The organism is Arthrobacter mobilis (assembly GCF_012395835.1).
In the GTDB taxonomy this organism is placed as follows: domain Bacteria; phylum Actinomycetota; class Actinomycetes; order Actinomycetales; family Micrococcaceae; genus Crystallibacter; species Crystallibacter mobilis.
This window is the reverse complement of the sequence record NZ_JAAZSQ010000002.1, coordinates 196,690-213,914: the sequence shown is the minus strand read 5'-3', so window position 1 is coordinate 213,914 and position 17,225 is coordinate 196,690. Positions and strand designations below refer to the sequence as shown.

19 protein-coding genes are annotated in these 17,225 nt (G+C 70.4%); 1 reads left to right on the top strand and 18 read right to left on the bottom strand.

The window, feature by feature from the left end:
* Positions 1–23: 23 nt before the first annotated feature.
* Positions 24–1,289, bottom strand: coding sequence for an MFS transporter (locus HGG74_RS03490; protein WP_168484951.1), 1,266 nt, complete (start codon positions 1,287–1,289; stop codon positions 24–26).
* Positions 1,290–1,399: 110 nt separating this feature from the next.
* On the opposite strand from HGG74_RS03490, the gene HGG74_RS03485 reads away from it, so the two are divergent.
* Positions 1,400–1,945, top strand: a complete 546-nt coding sequence (locus tag HGG74_RS03485) for a CGNR zinc finger domain-containing protein (RefSeq protein ID WP_168484950.1) — start codon at positions 1,400–1,402, stop codon at positions 1,943–1,945.
* A gap of 160 nt (positions 1,946–2,105) precedes the next feature.
* Here the strand turns inward: HGG74_RS03485 and HGG74_RS03480 are convergent, their stop codons facing one another.
* The 17 genes from HGG74_RS03480 to HGG74_RS03400 form a co-directional block, all read right to left on the bottom strand.
* Complete coding sequence (locus HGG74_RS03480; RefSeq protein ID WP_168484949.1) at positions 2,106–3,278, bottom strand: flagellar hook protein FlgE; 1,173 nt, start codon at positions 3,276–3,278, stop codon at positions 2,106–2,108.
* Between the two features lie 48 nt (positions 3,279–3,326).
* Positions 3,327–3,749 carry a flagellar hook assembly protein FlgD gene (locus HGG74_RS03475; RefSeq protein WP_168484948.1) on the bottom strand — a complete coding sequence of 141 codons (423 nt, stop codon included), beginning with the start codon at positions 3,747–3,749 and terminating at the stop codon, positions 3,327–3,329.
* Between the two features lie 15 nt (positions 3,750–3,764).
* The gene (locus HGG74_RS03470) at positions 3,765–5,549 is read right to left on the bottom strand and encodes a flagellar hook-length control protein FliK (RefSeq protein WP_168484947.1); all 1,785 of its coding nucleotides are present in this window, start codon (positions 5,547–5,549) and stop codon (positions 3,765–3,767) included.
* Positions 5,546–6,283 carry a C40 family peptidase gene (locus HGG74_RS03465; protein WP_312856721.1) on the bottom strand — a complete coding sequence of 246 codons (738 nt, stop codon included), beginning with the start codon at positions 6,281–6,283 and terminating at the stop codon, positions 5,546–5,548. The genes HGG74_RS03470 and HGG74_RS03465 overlap by 4 nt, the downstream gene beginning before the upstream one ends.
* Positions 6,280–6,708, bottom strand: a complete 429-nt coding sequence (locus tag HGG74_RS03460) for a flagellar FliJ family protein (RefSeq protein WP_168484946.1) — start codon at positions 6,706–6,708, stop codon at positions 6,280–6,282. The genes HGG74_RS03465 and HGG74_RS03460 overlap by 4 nt, the downstream gene beginning before the upstream one ends.
* Complete coding sequence (locus tag HGG74_RS03455) at positions 6,708–7,958, bottom strand: FliI/YscN family ATPase (RefSeq protein ID WP_312856743.1); 1,251 nt, start codon at positions 7,956–7,958, stop codon at positions 6,708–6,710. Before HGG74_RS03455 ends, HGG74_RS03460 begins: the two co-directional genes overlap by 1 nt.
* A gap of 212 nt (positions 7,959–8,170) precedes the next feature.
* A complete protein-coding gene (locus tag HGG74_RS03450; protein WP_168484945.1) occupies positions 8,171–8,779 on the bottom strand; it encodes a FliH/SctL family protein in 609 nt (202 codons plus the stop codon).
* Positions 8,769–9,788: a flagellar motor switch protein FliG gene (fliG, locus tag HGG74_RS03445; RefSeq protein WP_168484944.1), complete on the bottom strand. Its 1,020-nt coding sequence runs from the start codon at positions 9,786–9,788 to the stop codon at positions 8,769–8,771. Before fliG ends, HGG74_RS03450 begins: the two co-directional genes overlap by 11 nt.
* Positions 9,785–11,452 carry a flagellar basal-body MS-ring/collar protein FliF gene (gene fliF / locus HGG74_RS03440; RefSeq protein WP_168484943.1) on the bottom strand — a complete coding sequence of 556 codons (1,668 nt, stop codon included), beginning with the start codon at positions 11,450–11,452 and terminating at the stop codon, positions 9,785–9,787. Before fliF ends, fliG begins: the two co-directional genes overlap by 4 nt.
* Entirely contained in the window at positions 11,452–11,778 is a 327-nt protein-coding gene (fliE, locus tag HGG74_RS03435; protein WP_168484942.1) for a flagellar hook-basal body complex protein FliE, read from the bottom strand. The genes fliF and fliE overlap by 1 nt, the downstream gene beginning before the upstream one ends.
* Positions 11,778–12,170 carry a flagellar basal body rod protein FlgC gene (locus tag HGG74_RS03430; protein ID WP_168484941.1) on the bottom strand — a complete coding sequence of 131 codons (393 nt, stop codon included), beginning with the start codon at positions 12,168–12,170 and terminating at the stop codon, positions 11,778–11,780. Before HGG74_RS03430 ends, fliE begins: the two co-directional genes overlap by 1 nt.
* A complete protein-coding gene (locus HGG74_RS03425) occupies positions 12,170–12,511 on the bottom strand; it encodes a flagellar basal body rod protein FlgB (RefSeq protein WP_168484940.1) in 342 nt (113 codons plus the stop codon). The genes HGG74_RS03430 and HGG74_RS03425 overlap by 1 nt, the downstream gene beginning before the upstream one ends.
* 122 nt (positions 12,512–12,633) lie before the next feature.
* Entirely contained in the window at positions 12,634–12,981 is a 348-nt protein-coding gene (locus HGG74_RS03420; protein WP_168484939.1) for a hypothetical protein, read from the bottom strand.
* The gene (gene fliS, locus HGG74_RS03415; protein WP_168484938.1) at positions 12,974–13,417 is read right to left on the bottom strand and encodes a flagellar export chaperone FliS; all 444 of its coding nucleotides are present in this window, start codon (positions 13,415–13,417) and stop codon (positions 12,974–12,976) included. The genes HGG74_RS03420 and fliS overlap by 8 nt, the downstream gene beginning before the upstream one ends.
* On the bottom strand, positions 13,414–14,790 hold the full coding sequence (gene fliD / locus HGG74_RS03410; RefSeq protein WP_168484937.1) for a flagellar filament capping protein FliD: 1,377 nt from the start codon (positions 14,788–14,790) through the stop codon (positions 13,414–13,416). Before fliD ends, fliS begins: the two co-directional genes overlap by 4 nt.
* Positions 14,791–14,935: 145 nt before the next feature.
* On the bottom strand, positions 14,936–16,129 hold the full coding sequence (locus HGG74_RS03405; RefSeq protein ID WP_168484936.1) for a flagellin N-terminal helical domain-containing protein: 1,194 nt from the start codon (positions 16,127–16,129) through the stop codon (positions 14,936–14,938).
* 131 nt (positions 16,130–16,260) lie between these two features.
* Positions 16,261–17,070, bottom strand: coding sequence for a sigma-70 family RNA polymerase sigma factor (locus tag HGG74_RS03400; protein ID WP_168484935.1), 810 nt, complete (start codon positions 17,068–17,070; stop codon positions 16,261–16,263).
* Positions 17,071–17,225 lie beyond the last annotated feature (155 nt).

Genomic DNA, 17,225 nt, shown 5'->3' with positions numbered 1-17,225 from the left:
TGGAGCTGCGACGTGCTGTCTTGTCAGCGGTGGACAGCAGGCAGGCGCAGCAGGGTCACGGTGGCGGCGGCGACGAGGGCAGCGGCTATGGCGCTGATGCCGGTGTAGCCGATGAGGCCCATGACGGGTCCGGCCGCGGCGCTGCCGGCGGCCCCGGCCAGGGACATGGTGGCGTCGGAGAATCCCTGGGCGGGCACGCGCTGGGCGGGGGTGAGCGAGGAGACCAGCAGGGTGGAGCCGGCGACGGTGGCCGCCGACCAGCCGAGTCCAAGCAGGATCAGCCCGGCGGTGACCGCAGGCATGTGCCGGGGCAGCAATCCGGTCAGGGCCGCCGCGGCGGCCAGAACGCCCATGCCGGTCAGTACCGTGCGTGCGGCCCCCAGGCGGTCGGTGAGCCAGCCCATCAGCGGGGAGAGTGCGTACATCCCCGCGATGTGCAAGGAGATGGTGAAGCCGATCAGGGCGATGGTGTCCGGGCCCCCGGCTGCGTGCCCGGCATGGTGCTGCATATGCAGCGGGGTCATCGACATCACCGCAACCATGACTGCGTGGGCGGCGGCCACCGCGGTCACTGCCCCGCGGGCGGTCGGGTGCCCGCGCACGATCTGCCATCCGGCCCGCCAGGAGCCGGAACTCCTCGGGCCCGGCTGCGGATCGTCCCCGTCGAGGGCCCGGCGGGCCAGCAGCGGATCCGGACGCAGGAACAGCGCGACAATGGCGGCGCCGACCACCATGCCGGCCGCCGAGATCAAAAACGGTCCGGCCTGGGCCGGGATGCCCAGCCAGCCGGCCAGCACGGCACCGGGGCCGACCATGTTGGGCCCGGCCACCGCCCCGAGGGTGATCGCCCACACCACCAGGGACAAATCCCGTCCCCGGCGGGCGGGCTCGGCCAGGTCGGTGACGGCGAAGCGGGCCTGCAGGTTCACTGCCGAGGCCAGGCCGACCAGGAACGCCCCGGCCAGCAGCAGCACGAATGCTCCGGTGGCCACAGCGCCGACCATCAGGGCGGTACCGGCAACGGCCGCGGCGAGCCCGGTGGTCAGGGCGATGCGCCGCCCTCGGGCCAGGGCCAGCTGGGACAGCGGAATCGCGGTGGCAGCCGTGCCCAGGGTCAGGGCGGTGTTCACCGACCCGGCCCAGGCCTCGGATCCGGACAGGTCCACGGCCAGGATCGACCCCAGGGCCAGCGTGGACCCGTTGCCCAGCCCGGAGAAGATCTGGGCGATCGACAAGGTCCGCACAATGCGGGGCTGGGCGGTCCGCGGGGCGGACAGGGCGGTGTTCACGGGCTCGCGGTCTCCTTGCGGGGGTAACGCTTCTGCATTGGGCAGCAGCTCCCCGGCACGTCGATGACTGCGGAGACAGCTGCGTCAAATGACTGTATTGTCATGGGTTTATGCAGTTCAACCATGACAACATGTCCGGCGCGTGGCTGGCCGAGGAGCTGGTCAACATGCTGGAGGCGGACACGTGGGAAATTCCCGAGCTGGAGGATCTCCTGAGGCGCTACCGGTTCCGGCAGCCCGGGTTGGGCCCGGCGGACGGACATCAGCTGCGGGAATGGGCGACCCGGCTGCGCCCGGTCTTCGACGCCCCCGATGAGGGGATACGCTGCGCGGCGGCCAACTCCCTGCTGGACCAAGGGGTGCGGCGGGTCTTCCTGACCACCCATGACGGCATGCTCCCGCACATGCACTTCGCCGACGCCGGCGACAGTGTTGTGGAGCGCCTGCGCGCGATGACTGCCGGGGGCCTGGCCGTATTCATTGCAGAGGCAGGAGGCTCCCGGCTCGGGTCCTGTGCCGGAAAAGAATGCCGGCGCGTTTTCGTCGACACCAGCCGCGGCGGCCGGCGCGCCTACTGCTCGGCCCGCTGCGGCAATTCCGATGCCGTCCAGCGCTACCGCGACCGTCAAAAAGCTCTGCAACGCCGCACCCGGTAGCCCACCAACGGTTCGAGGGGGCAGCCTGCGTCGTGAGCTTCACTTCGTCCCTTCGATCTGCAGCTCAGGCCGCCCCAAGGAGACAGCCCCGGCCGAACCTGTGTCGGACCGGGGCTGTCTGGCAAAGCCTGGCAGGAGACCGGGTCTGCTTTCCGGAGATTTACCGCTTGAGGTTGGTCAGTTCCTGCAGGACCTCGTCCGAGGTGGTGATGATCCGGGCATTGGCCTGGAAGCCGCGCTGGGCCACGATCAGGTTGGTGAATTCCTGCGACAGGTCCACGTTGGACATTTCCAGGGACCCGCCGGAGAGCGTGCCCAGCCCGGCCGACCCGGCGGTACCCACTTCGCCGGCACCGGAGTTCACGGTGGCACGGTACGACGACGAACCGGCCTTCTCGAGGCCGCCGGGGTTGGTGAACGCGGCCAGGGCGACGCGGCCGACGGTTTCGGTGCTGCCGTTGCTGAATCCGCCGATCAGCGTCCCGTCCGGGGACATGGTGAAGGATTCGAGGGTGCCGGCGGCGCGGCCGTTCTGGTCAGCGAAGGCGATGGTGGTCATGCCCGCATAGCCGGTCAGGTCCGAGACGTCGACGGTGATGCCCTCGGCGGTCAGCGTGCCGCCGGAGGTCAGCTGTCCCTGGCCGTTGAAGGTCAGCGAACCCACGGCGGTACCGGAGGCATCGGTGACCTCCCACTCGCCGGCACCGTCATCCCAGGTGAAGGTCAGGGTCAGGTTCTCTTCCGCTCCGTCCGCCGCGTAGGTCCTGACATCGCGTACCAGAGCATCACCATCGGCGGCGTCCGAGGGCAGATTGCCGGCCAGCGTGGCCGACGTCGTCGCGACCGCCGGCGAGACCGCCTTCGGCGACAGGTCGATGTTGGTCACCGCCCCGCCCACCGGAATCCGCCCGTTGGCCGCCATCCAGCCCTGCAGGATGGCGCCGTCCGGGCTGACCAGGTTCCCGTTGGCATCGAGCTCGAACGCGCCCGCACGAGTGTACATCTGCTCGCCGCCCTTGCTGGTGACGAAGAAGCCGTCGCCGGAGATCATCATGTCCGTGGCCCGGCCGGTGGCCTGCGCGGAGCCTTGGGCGAAATTCGTGGAAATGCCGGCCACCTGCACGCCCAGCCCGACCTGCGCCGGGTTGGTTCCCCCGGCCTCGGCCTGGGCGCCGCCGGCGCCCTTGGCCAGCTGGGAAAGCGTGTCCTGGAACTGCGTGGCCGAGGCCTTGAAGCCGGTGGTGTTGACGTTGGCGATGTTGTTGCCGGTCACGTCCAGCATGGTCTGGTGGGAGCGGAGGCCGGAGATTCCGGAGTACAGCGAGCGGAGCATCGGTGGCGCCTTTCAGGTGGATCGGAGGGTGGGCTCAGGGGTGGAAATTCAGGAAGCGGCTGCCCGGATGCCGGAGAGGGCATCCAGCGGGATGTCCTGGCCGCCGATGGTCACGGTCGGCACGGCCGCGGCGAAGGAGACGGCGGTGACCTCGCCGGTGATGTCGCTGCCGTCCGCGCCGGGGTAGCTGGCGGTCCGGCCGAGCAGGGCCGCGGCGGCCGAGCGCATCTGCAGCGAGAAGTTCTCCTCGTTGGTCCCGGCCAAGGCGGTCATCTGCTCCATCATGGCCAGCTGCGTGGTCTGGGAGATCATCGCATTGGTGTCCATGGGTGCGCTCGGGTCCTGGTTGCGCAGCTGGGTGACCAGCAGGGACATGAACACCTCCCCGTCCATGACCTGCTTCGGCGTGCGCGCGGTCTGGTCGGTGTACAGGCCGGCGCCGGAAGCGGATGCTACCGGGTCAATGGGCACAGCGGTCTCCTCTCTTTAGGCCATTACGTCGATGATGGATGCGTCCAGTGCCGGCCGCGCCGGCACCGTTCCTGCGGCCGCGGCTCCGGCGGTCCCGGGGGCCGGCCGGGAGGCGGGCCCGCCGGCGCCGGGGCGTGCCCCGGTGCCGGCACCTTGCTGTCCGCCGGCATCCGGTCCGGGACCGCCCCGCTGGTCGCCGGGGCGGTTCTGCGAGGACAGGTCGAGGCTGGTGAAGCCGGCCTGGCCGGCCAGGTCCCGGCGCAGCTCCGGCAGGATGCCGCGCAGCGCCTCGCGGCCGGCGTCGTTCGGAGCGAACAGCTCGACCCGGATGCTTTCCGCGGACACATGCGCACGCACCGTTACCGGTCCCAGGTTCTCCGGTGCCACATTGATGGTCAGCACGTGCTCTCCGGGACGGGCACCGGCCAGCGCCAGCAGCGGCCGGGCGACCTGGGTCCCGAAGGGGATGCCGGTCTGCGCGGGGGCCGGCGCCGGAGCGGCACCGGCGGGCGCTGCAACCGTCGGCGCGGCCTGCGGTCCCGGGGCGGCCACGGACGGGACAGCCGGCAGCAGGCCGTCCCCGCCTGCCGGCAGCGCGGAGCCTCCGGGCCGGATCCGGGGCATGGCTGCGGCCAGGGCACCCTGCCCCGCCGCCCTATGGCTGGCGGCCGCCGCAGACGAAATGCTGCCGGGCCCGGACGGCGTGGCGCCTGCATCCAGCATCGGGACGGCCTGCATCCCGGACGCGGACACGGCTGCGGGCACGAACAGGCCGGCCTGCGGTACTGCCCCCGCCGTCACCAGTCCTGCCCTCTGGTGGCCATCAGGTGCTGCTTCGGACAGCCCGGCGCCTGTTCCCGGCACCGGGGCGGCCGGCACTCCGGCCACGGACGCAGCTCCGGAGAGCTGCGGAACCGCCTCCGCCGGCAGCGGTGCGGCGGCCGGCCGGCCGGCAGCTGCTGCCGCAGGCGTCAATGGACCAGGGGCGAGGAGCGGGACGACCTGCGGCACGGTCCGGGGCCCCTCTGCAGGTACGACAGGCCCGGCCGGCACTGCTGCCATGGTCCCCGGATCCTGCGGCCCTGCGGTTCCCCGGAGGACCGGGCCGGAGGCGGGCTGCACGGACGGCCAGATGGCGGCGGCATCGTCAGCGTGGACGCCGGTGCGGGGCCCAACGGGCAGGTTCGGCCCCGGGAGGTCTTCGGCGAAAACGTGGGCAGCGGTGCGCGCATCAGCGGCGGTCCCGGCGATGGCGCCCGCGGCGGTGGCAGCTTCGACGACGGCGGTCGCAGCGGCGGTGGGTTCGGCGGTGCCGGTTCCGGAGGCGGACGTCAATCCGGCCGCCAACTCCGCATGGCTTTCCGCGCCGGGGCCCGGCGGCGCGGTCTCCGGGGCACCGGCAGCAGGTGCTGCGGGAGCTCCCTCCGGCGGCGCAGCGGTTACCGGCGCGCCCGGCAGAACCGGCGTGCCCGGAAGGGCCGGCGGGAAGCCCGGACCCGGCAGGACTGCCGCCGGCATGGTTCGGCCGGCAGCATCGGTGCCGGCCGGGGAGCCGGCGGCCGCCGGACCGCTGCGGGAGGTTGCGCTGCTGCCGGCAGCTGTCCCGCGGCCCGGTCCGGGCGCGGTGCCGCCGGCCGTGCCGCTCGTGGAGCCCCAGGTCATGCCCGCCAGGCCGGGCTCCAGGCTCCCCAGCGCATCTTCCATGGCGGTGCCGAACAGGCCGGCTGCCTGCCTGCCGCCTTCGGTCCGGGATGCGGCGGGGGCCGCCGGAACGAGGAATCCTGTCACCGGGACGCTCATGCCGCTCCCCCTGGCACCAGCGATGCCTGCGCGGCGGCCACCAGGTCGGCGAGCGCCGTCGTGCCGGAGGCACCGGAGCTGCCGTAGCCGTCCGCGGCAGCCGCGGGCACAGCCGGCCGGGCCTGGGCCGCGGCCGCTGTGCCGGCGGGCAGCAGCCGGCGGATGGTGGTGATGTTGCCGTCGTTCTCCCAGGCGTCGCGGATCTGGATGGTGTCCCCGGGCTGCGGGGCATCGACGGCCTTGCCATTGCCCAGGTAGATGGACACGTGGCCCCCGCCGCGGGTGAACAGCAGGTCCCCGGGCCGGGCCTGGGCCAGCGATGCGACCTCGGTCCCGGACGTCATCTGGTCCCAGGTCACCCGCGGGATATCGATGCCCAGGTCCTTGAACGCCCGCTGGACGAAGCCGGAACAGTCCAGCCCGACGGCGGGGTCCGTGCCGCCCCAGACGTAGGGCAGGCCGATGTACTTCTTCGCCGCCGCCACCAGGTCCGCGCCGGTCGGGCTGCCCGGGGAAATGCCGCCGGCCGCAGGCGCGGTCCCGGCGGCGGCGCCGAGCGCCTGGGCGAAGGCGGCCGCGGAGGCGGCATTGGTGCCGGCGCCGTCCGCAGCCCCTGCGGAAGAGACGGTGCCTGCGGAAGAGACGGTGCCGGCCGGCACGGACGGCCGGCGCTCAAGCTGGCTCAGGGTGGACTGGATCTGCTGGACCCGCCCCAGCATGTCGGACACGCTCACCGGCTGCCCTCCCCGCGCTGCCAACTGCCGGAGGCAATCTCGTCCAGCACCACCTGCTCGCCGCGCAGTTCCTCGGCCGCCGCGGCCAGGGCGTGCCTGGCTTCGAGCTTCTCCAGCCCGATGGCCTGTGCCCGGGCCTCCTGGAAGGCCAGCCGGGCCTGCTCCGCCTCGCCCCGGCGCAGCTGTTCGGCCGCCTGCAGGTCCGCGAGCATGCTGCGCGAGGAGGCCCGGGCCGCCGCGACCGCATGCAGGGCGGCCGTATCCGGGACCTCGCTGACGGTAGCGCCCAGCAGGTCGCGGGCCTGCATGATGTTCCTGCCGTTTTCCTGCAGCCGGGCATTGGCGGCGGCGAGTTCACCCGCCGCCTGGTCCTGCTGAAGCCGGCGCAGCCTGAGCAGACCGGCCAGCGGGAAGGAACGGGACATCAGATACCTCCAAGGGTCGCGGCCAGCCGGCGCAGGTGCTCCCAGGCCTGTCCGGCCGGGGTCTGCTCGTCCATGCGCTGCTGCAGGAACAGGTTGATCTCGTCCTCGTGGTCCACCGCGGCATCGACCAGCGGATTGGACCCGCGCTGGTACGCGCCGACGTCGAGCAGGTCCTGCGCCCCCCTGCGGGCAGCCAGCACCCTGCGCAGGCCGGCGGCCAGCCGGGTGCGCTCCTGGGGGTTGACCTTGGAGGCCACCCGGGAAATCGAGGCCAGCGGGTCGATGGCCGGGAAATGCCCGGCCACGGCCAGCTTCCGCTCCAGCACCACGTGCCCGTCCAGAATGGACCGTGCGGCGTCGGCGACCGGCTCGTTGTGGTCGTCGCCGTCCACCAGCACCGTGTAGATCCCGGTGACGGAGCCGGCCCCGGCGGTCCCGGCGCGCTCCAGCAGCCGCGCCAGCACCGAGAAGGTCGACGGCGGGTAGCCGCGGGTAGCCGGGGGCTCGCCCACGGACAGGCCAATCTCGCGCTGGGCCATGGCCACGCGCGTGAGCGAGTCCATCATCAGCACCACATCCGCCCCGCGCTCCCGGAAGGACTCGGCGATCCGGGTGGCCACGAAGGCTGCACGCAGGCGCATCAGGGCCGGTTCGTCCGAGGTGGAGACCACCACGATGGACCGGGCCAGACCCTCCGGTCCCAGGTCGTCCTCGAGGAATTCGCGGACCTCGCGCCCGCGCTCGCCGACCAGCGCGATCACCGACACCTGGGCGTCGGTGCCGCGGGCAATCATGGACAGCAGCGAGGATTTGCCGACGCCGGAGCCGGCGAACAGGCCCATGCGCTGGCCCCGGCCCACGGTGGTCAGCGTGTCCAGTGCGCGCACGCCCAGCTGCAGCGGGGTGTCAATGCGGGCCCGCCGCATCGCGGCGGGCGGGGCGTTGTCCAGCGGCACCAGCGCGTCCGGGCGCAGCGGCCCCTTGCCGTCGACCGGCCGGCCCAGCCCGTCGAGCACACGGCCGAACAGCGAACTGCCGGTGGGCACCAGCACCGGCGCGCCCTTGGCCCGGGCCGGGGCGCCGGGGCTGATGCCGGCCAGCGTGCCCAGCGGCATGCAGCGCACGCTGGTCCGGTCCGCGGCCACCACTTCGGCCTCGATCCCCGGGAACCCGCCGATGGTCACGAGTTCGCCGATGGCACAGTCCAGTCCGGTAATTTCGACGGCGAGGCCCACCACCGAGGAGACCACGCCGACCCGTTCGGGCCGGGCCGCGGCGCACGCGGCGGCGAACCGGGCCGCATGCGGGCGCCAAACCTCCGCCGGCCGGGCAGGTCGATCTGCGACCGTCCCAAGATCCCGGGAGGAAGCAGAACCGGCCACCGGATCCCGGTAGGCTCGTTCCCCTTGGTCCCGATCCGCTCGTTCCTCGCTGCTCGACCAACGATCCACCGCCGTCGCCGTCACGGCCCCTCCCCCAGCAGCGCTGCCTTGGCACGGGCCAGGGCAGTGCCGATCTTCGCGTCCAGGTAGCCGTCGGCGAACTCGGCGACGGCATCGCCGCGCGCCAAGGAGGAGTCCGGGACAAACTCCACCCCGGCCCGGCCCCGGACGTCGGGATCAAGCACCGTCAGGTCGGCAGGGTGCATGCGCACCTTCTGCACGCTGGCGGCATCCACCTGCTGCAGCACACGGGCCACAGCGGCGCGGGCGCCGCGCCCGCCGTCGGCCAGTTCGCAGCCCAGCACCGCCTCGGCCAGCTCCAGCGCTGCTGCCGCCAGGGTGTCCTGCGCGTCCGCCAGGACCGGAACCGTGCGCTGCTGCAGGGCGCGGACAGCCATGTTCAGCGCCTGCACCGTCTGCTCCACGCGGGCCTGCCCGTTCCGCACCGCCGCCTCGTGCTCGGCCTGCAGCCGGGCCTGCTGTTCCTTGACCGCCACCGCCGCCGCGCGCAGTCCGGCGGCATAACCGGCCGCGTGGCCGCGGGCCCGGGCCTGCTCTTCCACGCGCTCCTGCCGGCTGTCCGGCAGCGCAGGGTAGCTCAGCGGCGAAAACCGCGCCTCAGTAGACATATTCGTCCTCGTCGGCGCGCTGGACGGTGATCAGCCCGTCCGCTTCCAGGCTGCGGATGGCGCGTACGATGTCAGCGCGGGCTTCCTCCACCTGGGACATGCGCACGGGGCCCACGTTCCTGATCTCGTCGTCGAGAATCTCCCGGTTGCGCTCGGAGACGTTCCGCCGGATCAACTCGATGACCTGTTCGCCGGCGCCCTTCATGGCCACCGCCAGGACCGCGGCGTCGATGCCGCGCAGCACCTGCTGGATGTCCCGCGGTTCCAGCTTGATGATGTCCTCGAAGGTGAGCATGCGCGAGCGCACCTCTTCGGCCAGCTGCGGATCCCGCAGTTCCAGCCCCTCGAGCACCGCGCGTTCGGTGGCGATGTCCGCGCGGTTGATGATGTCCACCAGCGGCTGGATGCCGCCGACCACCTCCACCGCCTGCTTCGGCGCCACCAGCGAGCCGGCCCGGGACCGCAGCGTGTCCGCGACGATGCCGACCGCCTCGGGCGTGGCCGTGCCCATGGTGGCAATACAGCGGGCCACCTCGGCCCGCTGTTCGTCCTGGAAGCCGGCGAGCACGGCCGAAGCCTGGTCCGGCCGCAGGTGGGCCAGCACCAGGGCAATGGTCTGCGGCAGCTCGTCGGCGAGCAGCGTGACCACCTGCCCGGATTCGGCGTCCTCCAGGAACTCGAACGGCTTGCCAGCCAGGCTGGAGGCCAGGCGGTCCAGCACGCCCGCGGCCTTCTCCGCACCGAAGGAGGCCGCCAGCAGGCCGGCCGCGAAGCTGCGGCCCCCGCGCGGGCGGGGACGGCCCCGGAGGGTCAGCTCGTGGAACTCCGCCAGCGCCTTCTCCGCCAGCTCCGGCTCCACGCGCTCGAGACCGACGATCTCGGCGGTGATCTTCTCGGCCTCGGCCTCGCTGAACTGCTTCATGACCTGGGCGGCACGCCCCTGGTCCATCTGCATCAGCACGATGGCCACCTTCTGCGTCCCGGTCAGGGTACCCAGCTGTTCGATCATGCCGGGGTCCTGTCATCCATCAGGCTCCGCAGAAATTCGGCCGTGCGCTCCGGATCGCTGCCGGCCAGGGCCTCGATCTCGGCCCGCTTGCGTTCGGCGGCCGCGGCCTGCGGGTCCAGTTCCGACACCGGAACCGGCAGCGGAATCGCCGTCGTCGCCGGTTCCACCTGCCGCAGCACGGGCGCGGGCGCCACCGGCGCGGCCGCCACCGGCGCAGTCCGCGGTTGGCGCACGACCGGTGCCAGCGGCTCCGCAGCCTCCAGCTCGGGGGTGACCTGCTCCAGATCGCCGAAGTCCACCGGCTCGCGGTTCTGCCGGCGGGACCAGCGGGCGTAGACCAGCAGGGCAATGATGGTCAGCAGCACGATGCCGCCGACGATGATCAGCGTGCGGATCAGCTCGGCCTGCCGCTTGGCGGCCTCCTCCGCCTGTGCCGCGGCCAGGGCCTCGGCCGCCTGCTGCGCACCGGCGGTGTTGAACGGCATGACCTCGACGGTGACCTCGTCCCCGCGGTCGGGGTTGATGCCCGCGGCGGACGAGACCAGCGAGGCCAGGTTCGCCATGTCCAGGCCGGCGGCGGCCTGCTGGTCCACGGCCACCGAAACCGTCTGGCGGTTGAGCACCCCTGCCGGGATGGTCCGGTTCTCGGTGACCTTGTTGACGGCGTTGTTGCGGGTGGTGGACTCGGAACTGAAGGTGCCGTCCCCGCCGCCGTCGGCCGGACCTGCAATGTTGTCCGGGCCCAGCACGCCGGCGGAACCTCCGCCGGAGCCGGTGTACTCCTCCGTTTCCGTGGATTCGTTCAGGGCGGGGGCGTCCTCGGGCGTGGTGAAGGTTTCCTCCACCCGCTCGGCGGATTCGTAGCTCATGTCCGCGGCCACCACCACGCTGGCGTTGCCCGGCCCGACCACTTTGTCCAGCATCTGCTGCACGGAGCCGCGCACGCGCTCCTCGTAATCCGAGGCCTGCTGGTCCGCGCTGCCGGCCGCGCCCACGCCGACGGCGGAGAGCACCTTGCCGCTGGCATCGACCACTGCCACATTGGCCGGGTCCAGCCCGTCGATCGAGGCGGAGGTCAGATGCACCATGGCCTGGACCTGGTCCGCGCCCAGCTGCACGCCGTTCTCCGTCTCGACGAACACCGATGCGGTGGCATCGGCCTGCTGCTCGGAGAAGACGGTCTCCTCCGGGATGGCCAGCCGTACCGAGGCGGTCTTGACGCCGTCCATCGCGGAGAGGGTGGCCGCCAGTTCGCCCTCGAGCGCACGCTTGTAGGTGATGGACTGCTGGAACTCCGAGGAGGTCACGCCCATGTCGTCCAGCAGCGAGTAGCCCTGGGTGGCGGAGGTCGGCAGCCCGCTGGCGGCGGCCTTGAGCCGCTGGTCGTAGACATTCTCCTCGGGCACCATGATGGTGCTGCCGCCGTTGGCCAGCTCGTACGGCACCCCGTCGGTGCGCAGCTGCTCCACGATGCTGTTCGCGTCCGCGGCCTGCAGGCCGGAGAACAGCGGGCTGTAGGCGGGTTTGGAGAGCCAGGCCGAGAGCGCAACGATGCCGAGGACGACGGCGGCTGCACCGATCAGCGCGATCGTGCGCTGGGCCACCGTGAAGCTGCGCACTGCCTCGCCCAGGCGCCCGAACCAGGAGGAAATCGTGGGGGGCATCAGGCCTGCATCCTCATGATCTCGTTGAACGCGTCAACACCCTTGTTGCGGACCGCGGCCACCAATTCCAGGGTGACCTGGGCGCGGGTGGAGGCCAGGGTGGCGGTATGGATGTCGGCCAGGTCCCCGGTAACGGCCTGAATGGCCAGTTCCTTGGAGGTGGACTGCAGCTGCTGCACATTGTCCACCGCCCCGGCCAGCGCGGAGGCAAACCCGGTACCGCCCGTGCCCGGGGCCCCGCTGGCAGCGGAGAGGTAGCCGGTCCCGGCGACGCCCTGGACCTGGCCGATGGCGGCAGGAATGCCGGAGACGGCGGGCACGGGCATCAGGACCGTCCAATCTGCAGGGCTGCCTCGTAGGTGGCTTTGGCCCGATCCACGACAGCGGCATTGGCCTGGTAGCCGCGCTGGGCCAGAATGAGATGGCCCATCTGTTCGGCCATGTCGATCTCCGGGTAGCGCACGTAGCCTTCGGCGTCGGCCAGCGGATGGTCCGGCTCGTGCACGAGCCGGCCGGCGGCGTCGCCCCAGGCCGCGCCGGCCACATACGCGCCGCTGTTGCCCTCACCTTCACGGGCCAGCACGTAGCGGGCCTGGAAGGCGGAGCCGTCCGTGCCGGTGGCGTTGTTGGCATTGGCCAGATTGTCCGAGACGGCATCAAGCCATTTGCGGTGCAGGGTCAGGCCGGTGCCGGCGATCCCGATCGCGTCGAAGGTCATCAGCTGGTCCTCATGGCCGTGCGGACGCTGGTGAAGCTGCCCTCGGCTGCGCGGGCGGCGAACTGGTAGCGCAGCACCGTCTCCACGTTGGAGAGGGTCTCGGTGTCCAGGTTGACGTTGCTGCCATCGGTGCGGGTGGGCTCCAGGGACCGGGACAGGCTCGCCGCCGCACGGCCGTCACCGGCCTGCACGGACCGGGCCAACACCTCCTCGAAGGCCACCCGCTTGGCCTGGTAGCCAGGAGTGTTCACATTGGCGATATTGTTCGCAATGGTGCGCTGGCGCAGCGCAAGCCCGTCCAAGGCGCTCTCCAGCGCCACGGCGGTTACGGAATTGAACACGGCAAAACCATCTTCACTCGCGGTGAGGCGGCCGATCCGTGGCCTGAGGTGGTGAGCGATCCATGCTCACTTCGCGCTATCGGCAGGCCTGATGCAGTGCGTTAGCAGTTTCCCGAGGGGAATTAACCGTTGAGGTCCAGATACACCGCGGCTCCCGGACCGGAGGCCTTGGGCACGGCGTCCAGGTACGCGGACTGCTGCCTGGCCGAACGCACTGCCGAGCGCAGCGCGGCGATGGCCTCCTGCTGTGCCGCCGCCAGCCTGGTGGCCCGGTCCACCAGGTCCTCCGGCAGGGGGCCGAGGTCCTTGGGTGCGGTCCAGGCTGCCGCAGCCTGCAGGCGGGCACCGCCGCCCCGGGCTGCGGACGCCGCGGCCAGCTGCGCTTCCAGCTCGTCCAGGACCGCAAGCCAGCGGGCACGCTCGGGGGCAGGCTCCGGCCCGGGCGGCCGCCCGGCCGCAGTCTCAGGCAATGCCGAAAGCTCCCTGCGGCGCGGAGGCGTAGGCCGGTTGCGCAGCGCTGGCCGCAGCGGCCCCGGCTGCCTCGTGCCAGGCCTGGCGCAAGGGTTCCAGCAGATCAATGCATTCGCGCGTGCGTTCCACATTCCGGTGGATGTTCGCGCTGATCAGCGTCTGCGAGACGTAGTTGTACAGCGCCAGCAGGCCGTCGGCGCCGTCCCAGACCTTGGTGTCCAAGGTGACGGTCAGTTCCGTGACGATCGCCTGTGCGTGCAGCAGGTTCTCCGAGGCCTGCGACCACTGCTGCGCCTGCTGTGCGGCTTCGGCCCGGGCCAAATCCAGCATCAGGCGGTCGTACAGCATGGTCAGCAGGCGCGCCGGCGAGGCGGACAGGATGGCCTCGCGCTGGTACTGGTTGAGCTTGGCCTGGGTTCCGGAGATCAGGTTCATGACTTCTTCGTTCCTCCGTAGGTCGGCAGGGTTGCCAGCTGGGATGAGAGCCAGTCCCCTTGGGACTGCAGGGCGGACAGCTGGACCTCCAGCGCGGACCAGGTGCGTTCCAAGGTGGACTGGCGCAGTTCCAGCCGGCGGTCCCACTCGGCCACCTGGGTGTTCAGTTCCTTGACGAGGGACTCCTGGCCCTGGATCCGGAGACTGACCGCACCCTCGTGCTTGTCGGAGGCGTCCTCGGCGGCAACCTCCACGCGGGACGCGACTTCCTGCAGGACCTTCCGGGTCCTGGCAGGGTCCTCCTTGAGCGCCTCGGCGAATTTTTCGGCGTTGAATTCGACCGAACCGTCCCTGGTGATGCTGATGCCTGTTTCCGATGGCGACCGCCCGTCCACCGGGGCGGAGGCCGCTCGCAAGATGTTCTGCTGGACATCGCGGACGCTGCTGTCGCCGGTGAAGATCCCGCCCTTGGCCGTGGACGTGCCGGAGGCGGTCGACGTCGAGACCGCGGAGTTGGTGGCGATGTAGAAAAAGAGCCCGGCCAGGCCCTCGACGAGGTCCTTGGCCAGCTTGGTGAGGCCTGCGTCGTCCCGGGCCACGGAAATGGTCACCGGATCGGCGGAGGCCGCGGAGACCGTCACGTCGACGCCGGGCAGCAGGGCGGTGAAGGTATTGGTGGAGGAGGTGAGGGTCCTGGCCGCTGCCGTACCGGCCCAGAGCGTCACCTCGGCGTCCTGCGCCGCGCGGATCTGCGCTGCGCCGGGCTCGGTTAACATGTCCACGGTTGTTCCAGCCTGGGTCCGCTGGATGCCAAAGCTTCCGGCCGCTCCCGTTCCGGTGGCGGAGAACTGCAGGCGGTACTGTGGGATCCCGCTCCCGTCAGCGCCGGCCGCGACCTTCATCGCCGTAACGCCTGCGTCCTTGGCGTTGACCGCGGCAGCCACCTCGTCCAGCGTCTTGCCGCTGGAGTCGACGTCGATCTTGCGGCCGTCCTGCAGGGCAATGGTCAGCGTCGTGGCGTCCTCGGGCCAGTCGCTGAGCAGGGCCGATACCGAAACCTGGGCCTGCGCGACCTGATCCACTTTGATGTCGATGGAACCGGCGGCCGCGCCGGCCCCTGCGGTTGCCGTGACCTTGTCCGAGCTGCTGGAGGCCTTGTAGAGATCGAGGGCCCCGGGCTTGGCCGTCTTTTCCGCGACGCTGCCCAGGGAAGCGACCCGGGTATTGAGCTGCTGCAGCGACGACACCAGGGACTGCGTGGCGGACACCTTGTTCTTCAGGAGGACCTGCGGCCGGGCCTCCAGCTGCATCAACTGGCTGATCATCGTGGTGGTGTCCAGGCCGCTGGCCAGGCCGCCGATGGCGAACGCCATGTCCTTCCCTCCCTGAGGTGCATTGGCAAAAGTTCAGTAGTGCCGGGCGCGTATTCCCGGCATGTGCAAAACCTGGCGGCAGGGGTGTGAGGTCCAGTTCTTTCCCCGGCCGCCAGGCCGCATTCAGTTGCTTTTAGCTGCCGGGCTAACCGAGCAGCTGCAGCACACCCTGGTTGATCTGGTTGGCCTGGGCCAGCATCGCGGTGCCGGCCTGGGACATGATCTGGGAGCGGGTGAAGCTGGCCATTTCCTTGGCCATGTCGGTGTCACGGATCCGGGACGCCGACGCGGACAGGTTCTCGGACGAGACGTTGAGGTTCTTGATCGTGTGCTCGAACCGGTTCTGCACAGCACCGAGCTCGGAGCGGGCCGAGGAAACAGTCTTGATCTGGGCGTCGATCAAGTTAATGGAGTTCCGGGCACTCGCTGCATCCGTAAAGTCCAGTCCGCCCGGCATTGGAGTTGATTCAACCCCGGCGGCCAAACCGGCACGCGCGGAAGCATCAGCACCATTGTCAGCCGTCAGGAGTTGTCCACCATCCTTGGCGGAAACAACAATTCCAATGCCCTTACCATTGGTGTCCTTCGTAACCTCCACGTTGAAATTGGCGGAGAAGTTACCATCGGCACGCAGAGCGTTGGCGTACTCCTCGACGCTCTGCCAGCCTGCGCCGCCTGCTGTCTGGTCAAGCGGATCCGTCGTAACCGTTGTTTTGACACCATTATTGGTAGTCGTGAACGTCGCGGTAGTTCCCAGAGCCGTGTGGTCGGCAATAGCGAAGCTAGTACCTTCGGTACCAAGTGCACCGTTGTCCAAAGCTTCGGTGATGGTGTTCAGATTTGCCTTGACCAAGTTGACACTGATCTGGTTGTCGGTGTTGCCGTCCGCGCCGACCTGGAAGGTCAACGAGGCGTTTTCGCCGTTGAGCAGCTTGGTGCCGTCGAAGTTGGTCGTCTTGCCGATCCGGTCCAGCTCCGCAGTCAGGCCGTCGACCTCGGTCTTGATGGCTGCCCGGGCGTCGGCGTTGTTCGAGTCGTTGCCGGCCTGGACCGCCAGGTCACGCATGCGCTGCAGGATGGAATGGACCTCAGTGAGGGCACCTTCGGCGGTCTGGATGACACTGATGCCGTCCTGGGCGTTGCGGGCGGCCACGTTCAGGCCGTTGACCTGCGAGCGCAGGCCCTCGGAGATGGACAGGCCGGCCGCGTCGTCCGCGGCGCGGTTGATCCGCAGGCCGGTGGAGAGCTTCTCCAGCGACTTGGAGATGTCGTTCTGCGTGTTGGAGAGGTTCCGGTACGAATTCAGTGCCGAAATGTTGGTGTTAATAGCGAAACCCATGATGTGTTCCTCCGTGAGTGGGTTGGTACATCAGGCCCGTCCGTGGGCCATCACCTTGCGCTATCGGCGCAGGTGGGCGGGGCGTTAGGAGGATTAACGCAGGATTTTCGGCGGCCCCTGGAAGGCGGGGCCTAGGACACCATAGGTTCCGGTTCCCGGCCGGAGCGGGTGATGCCGCCGGCGGTGCGCCGGCCCAGCTCCCCGAGGTAGGCGTTCCGGCGCGCCGGGGAAATCCGGGACTCGGGCACGTGGGCCGCGCCGTCGCCGTCGTAATAATGCTGGCTCAGCCCGTCGCGAAGCAGCCGGATCGCTTCCGAGCGCTGCTGCGACACCGCCGAGTGGGTGGCGCCGAGCTCCTCGGCCAGATCCTTGACGGAGCGGTCCTCGAAGTAGATCTGCTCGATGATGTAGCGCATCTTCGCCGGCAGCACCTGCACCGCGGCGCGCAGGAAGGCCAGGCGCTCCTCGGTCAGCAGCGAGCCCTCCGGGGACGGCATCTCGTCCATCAGGAAGTCCGCGGTGGCCTCGTCCAGGGAGGATACCGTCCGGGCCGCGTCGGCCAGGGCGGCATCGGCGGCGGCACGGTCCACGCCCAGCGCCGAGGCGATTTCGTCCACCGTAGGGTACCGGCCCAGCGCATTGGTGAGGGTCTCGCGCACGGTCAGGGTTTCCTTGATCCGCTTGCGCACCGAGCGCGGGGCCCAGTCCACTGCGCGCATTTCGTCCGCGAAGGCTCCGACGATGCGGCGCCGGGCGAAGGCCCCGAACGGCACCCCCAGGGACGGGTCGAAGGCATCGGCTGCGGTCACCAGCGCCACCGCGCCGGCGGAAGCCAGGTCGTCCCGGGACAGGTGCGTGGCCTTCGCGCACACCTCCGCCACCAGATAGCCGACCAAGGGCAGGTTTTCCACCACCAGGTCATTACGCACAGCACGGTTCAACTGCCTGCCCCCCTATGAGCAATCGTGCGCGGAACGTACTGCCCTTTCCGCACAAAAGATGCATGCCGGGCAGCGAGTCCGGCATGCACGTCAACCTACTGGTGAAACCTATCACTGGAGGGTGCTAACGCCCGGTAAAGCCATGCCGATAGAAA

What these genes read in the sequence shown, in the direction of transcription:
- HGG74_RS03485 (WP_168484950.1), top strand. Translation starts at nt 1,400, where the DNA reads ATGCAGTTCAACCATGACAACATGTCCGGCGCGTGGCTGGCCGAGGAG.
- HGG74_RS03480 (WP_168484949.1), bottom strand. Translation starts at nt 3,278, where the DNA reads ATGCTCCGCTCGCTGTACTCCGGAATCTCCGGCCTCCGCTCCCACCAG.
- HGG74_RS03470 (WP_168484947.1), bottom strand. Translation starts at nt 5,549, where the DNA reads ATGAGCGTCCCGGTGACAGGATTCCTCGTTCCGGCGGCCCCCGCCGCA.
- HGG74_RS03460 (WP_168484946.1), bottom strand. Translation starts at nt 6,708, where the DNA reads ATGTCCCGTTCCTTCCCGCTGGCCGGTCTGCTCAGGCTGCGCCGGCTT.
- HGG74_RS03450 (WP_168484945.1), bottom strand. Translation starts at nt 8,779, where the DNA reads ATGTCTACTGAGGCGCGGTTTTCGCCGCTGAGCTACCCTGCGCTGCCG.
- fliG (WP_168484944.1), bottom strand. Translation starts at nt 9,788, where the DNA reads ATGATCGAACAGCTGGGTACCCTGACCGGGACGCAGAAGGTGGCCATC.
- fliF (WP_168484943.1), bottom strand. Translation starts at nt 11,452, where the DNA reads ATGCCCCCCACGATTTCCTCCTGGTTCGGGCGCCTGGGCGAGGCAGTG.
- fliE (WP_168484942.1), bottom strand. Translation starts at nt 11,778, where the DNA reads ATGCCCGTGCCCGCCGTCTCCGGCATTCCTGCCGCCATCGGCCAGGTC.
- HGG74_RS03430 (WP_168484941.1), bottom strand. Translation starts at nt 12,170, where the DNA reads ATGACCTTCGACGCGATCGGGATCGCCGGCACCGGCCTGACCCTGCAC.
- fliS (WP_168484938.1), bottom strand. Translation starts at nt 13,417, where the DNA reads ATGAACCTGATCTCCGGAACCCAGGCCAAGCTCAACCAGTACCAGCGC.
- fliD (WP_168484937.1), bottom strand. Translation starts at nt 14,790, where the DNA reads ATGGCGTTCGCCATCGGCGGCCTGGCCAGCGGCCTGGACACCACCACG.
- HGG74_RS03405 (WP_168484936.1), bottom strand. Translation starts at nt 16,129, where the DNA reads ATGGGTTTCGCTATTAACACCAACATTTCGGCACTGAATTCGTACCGG.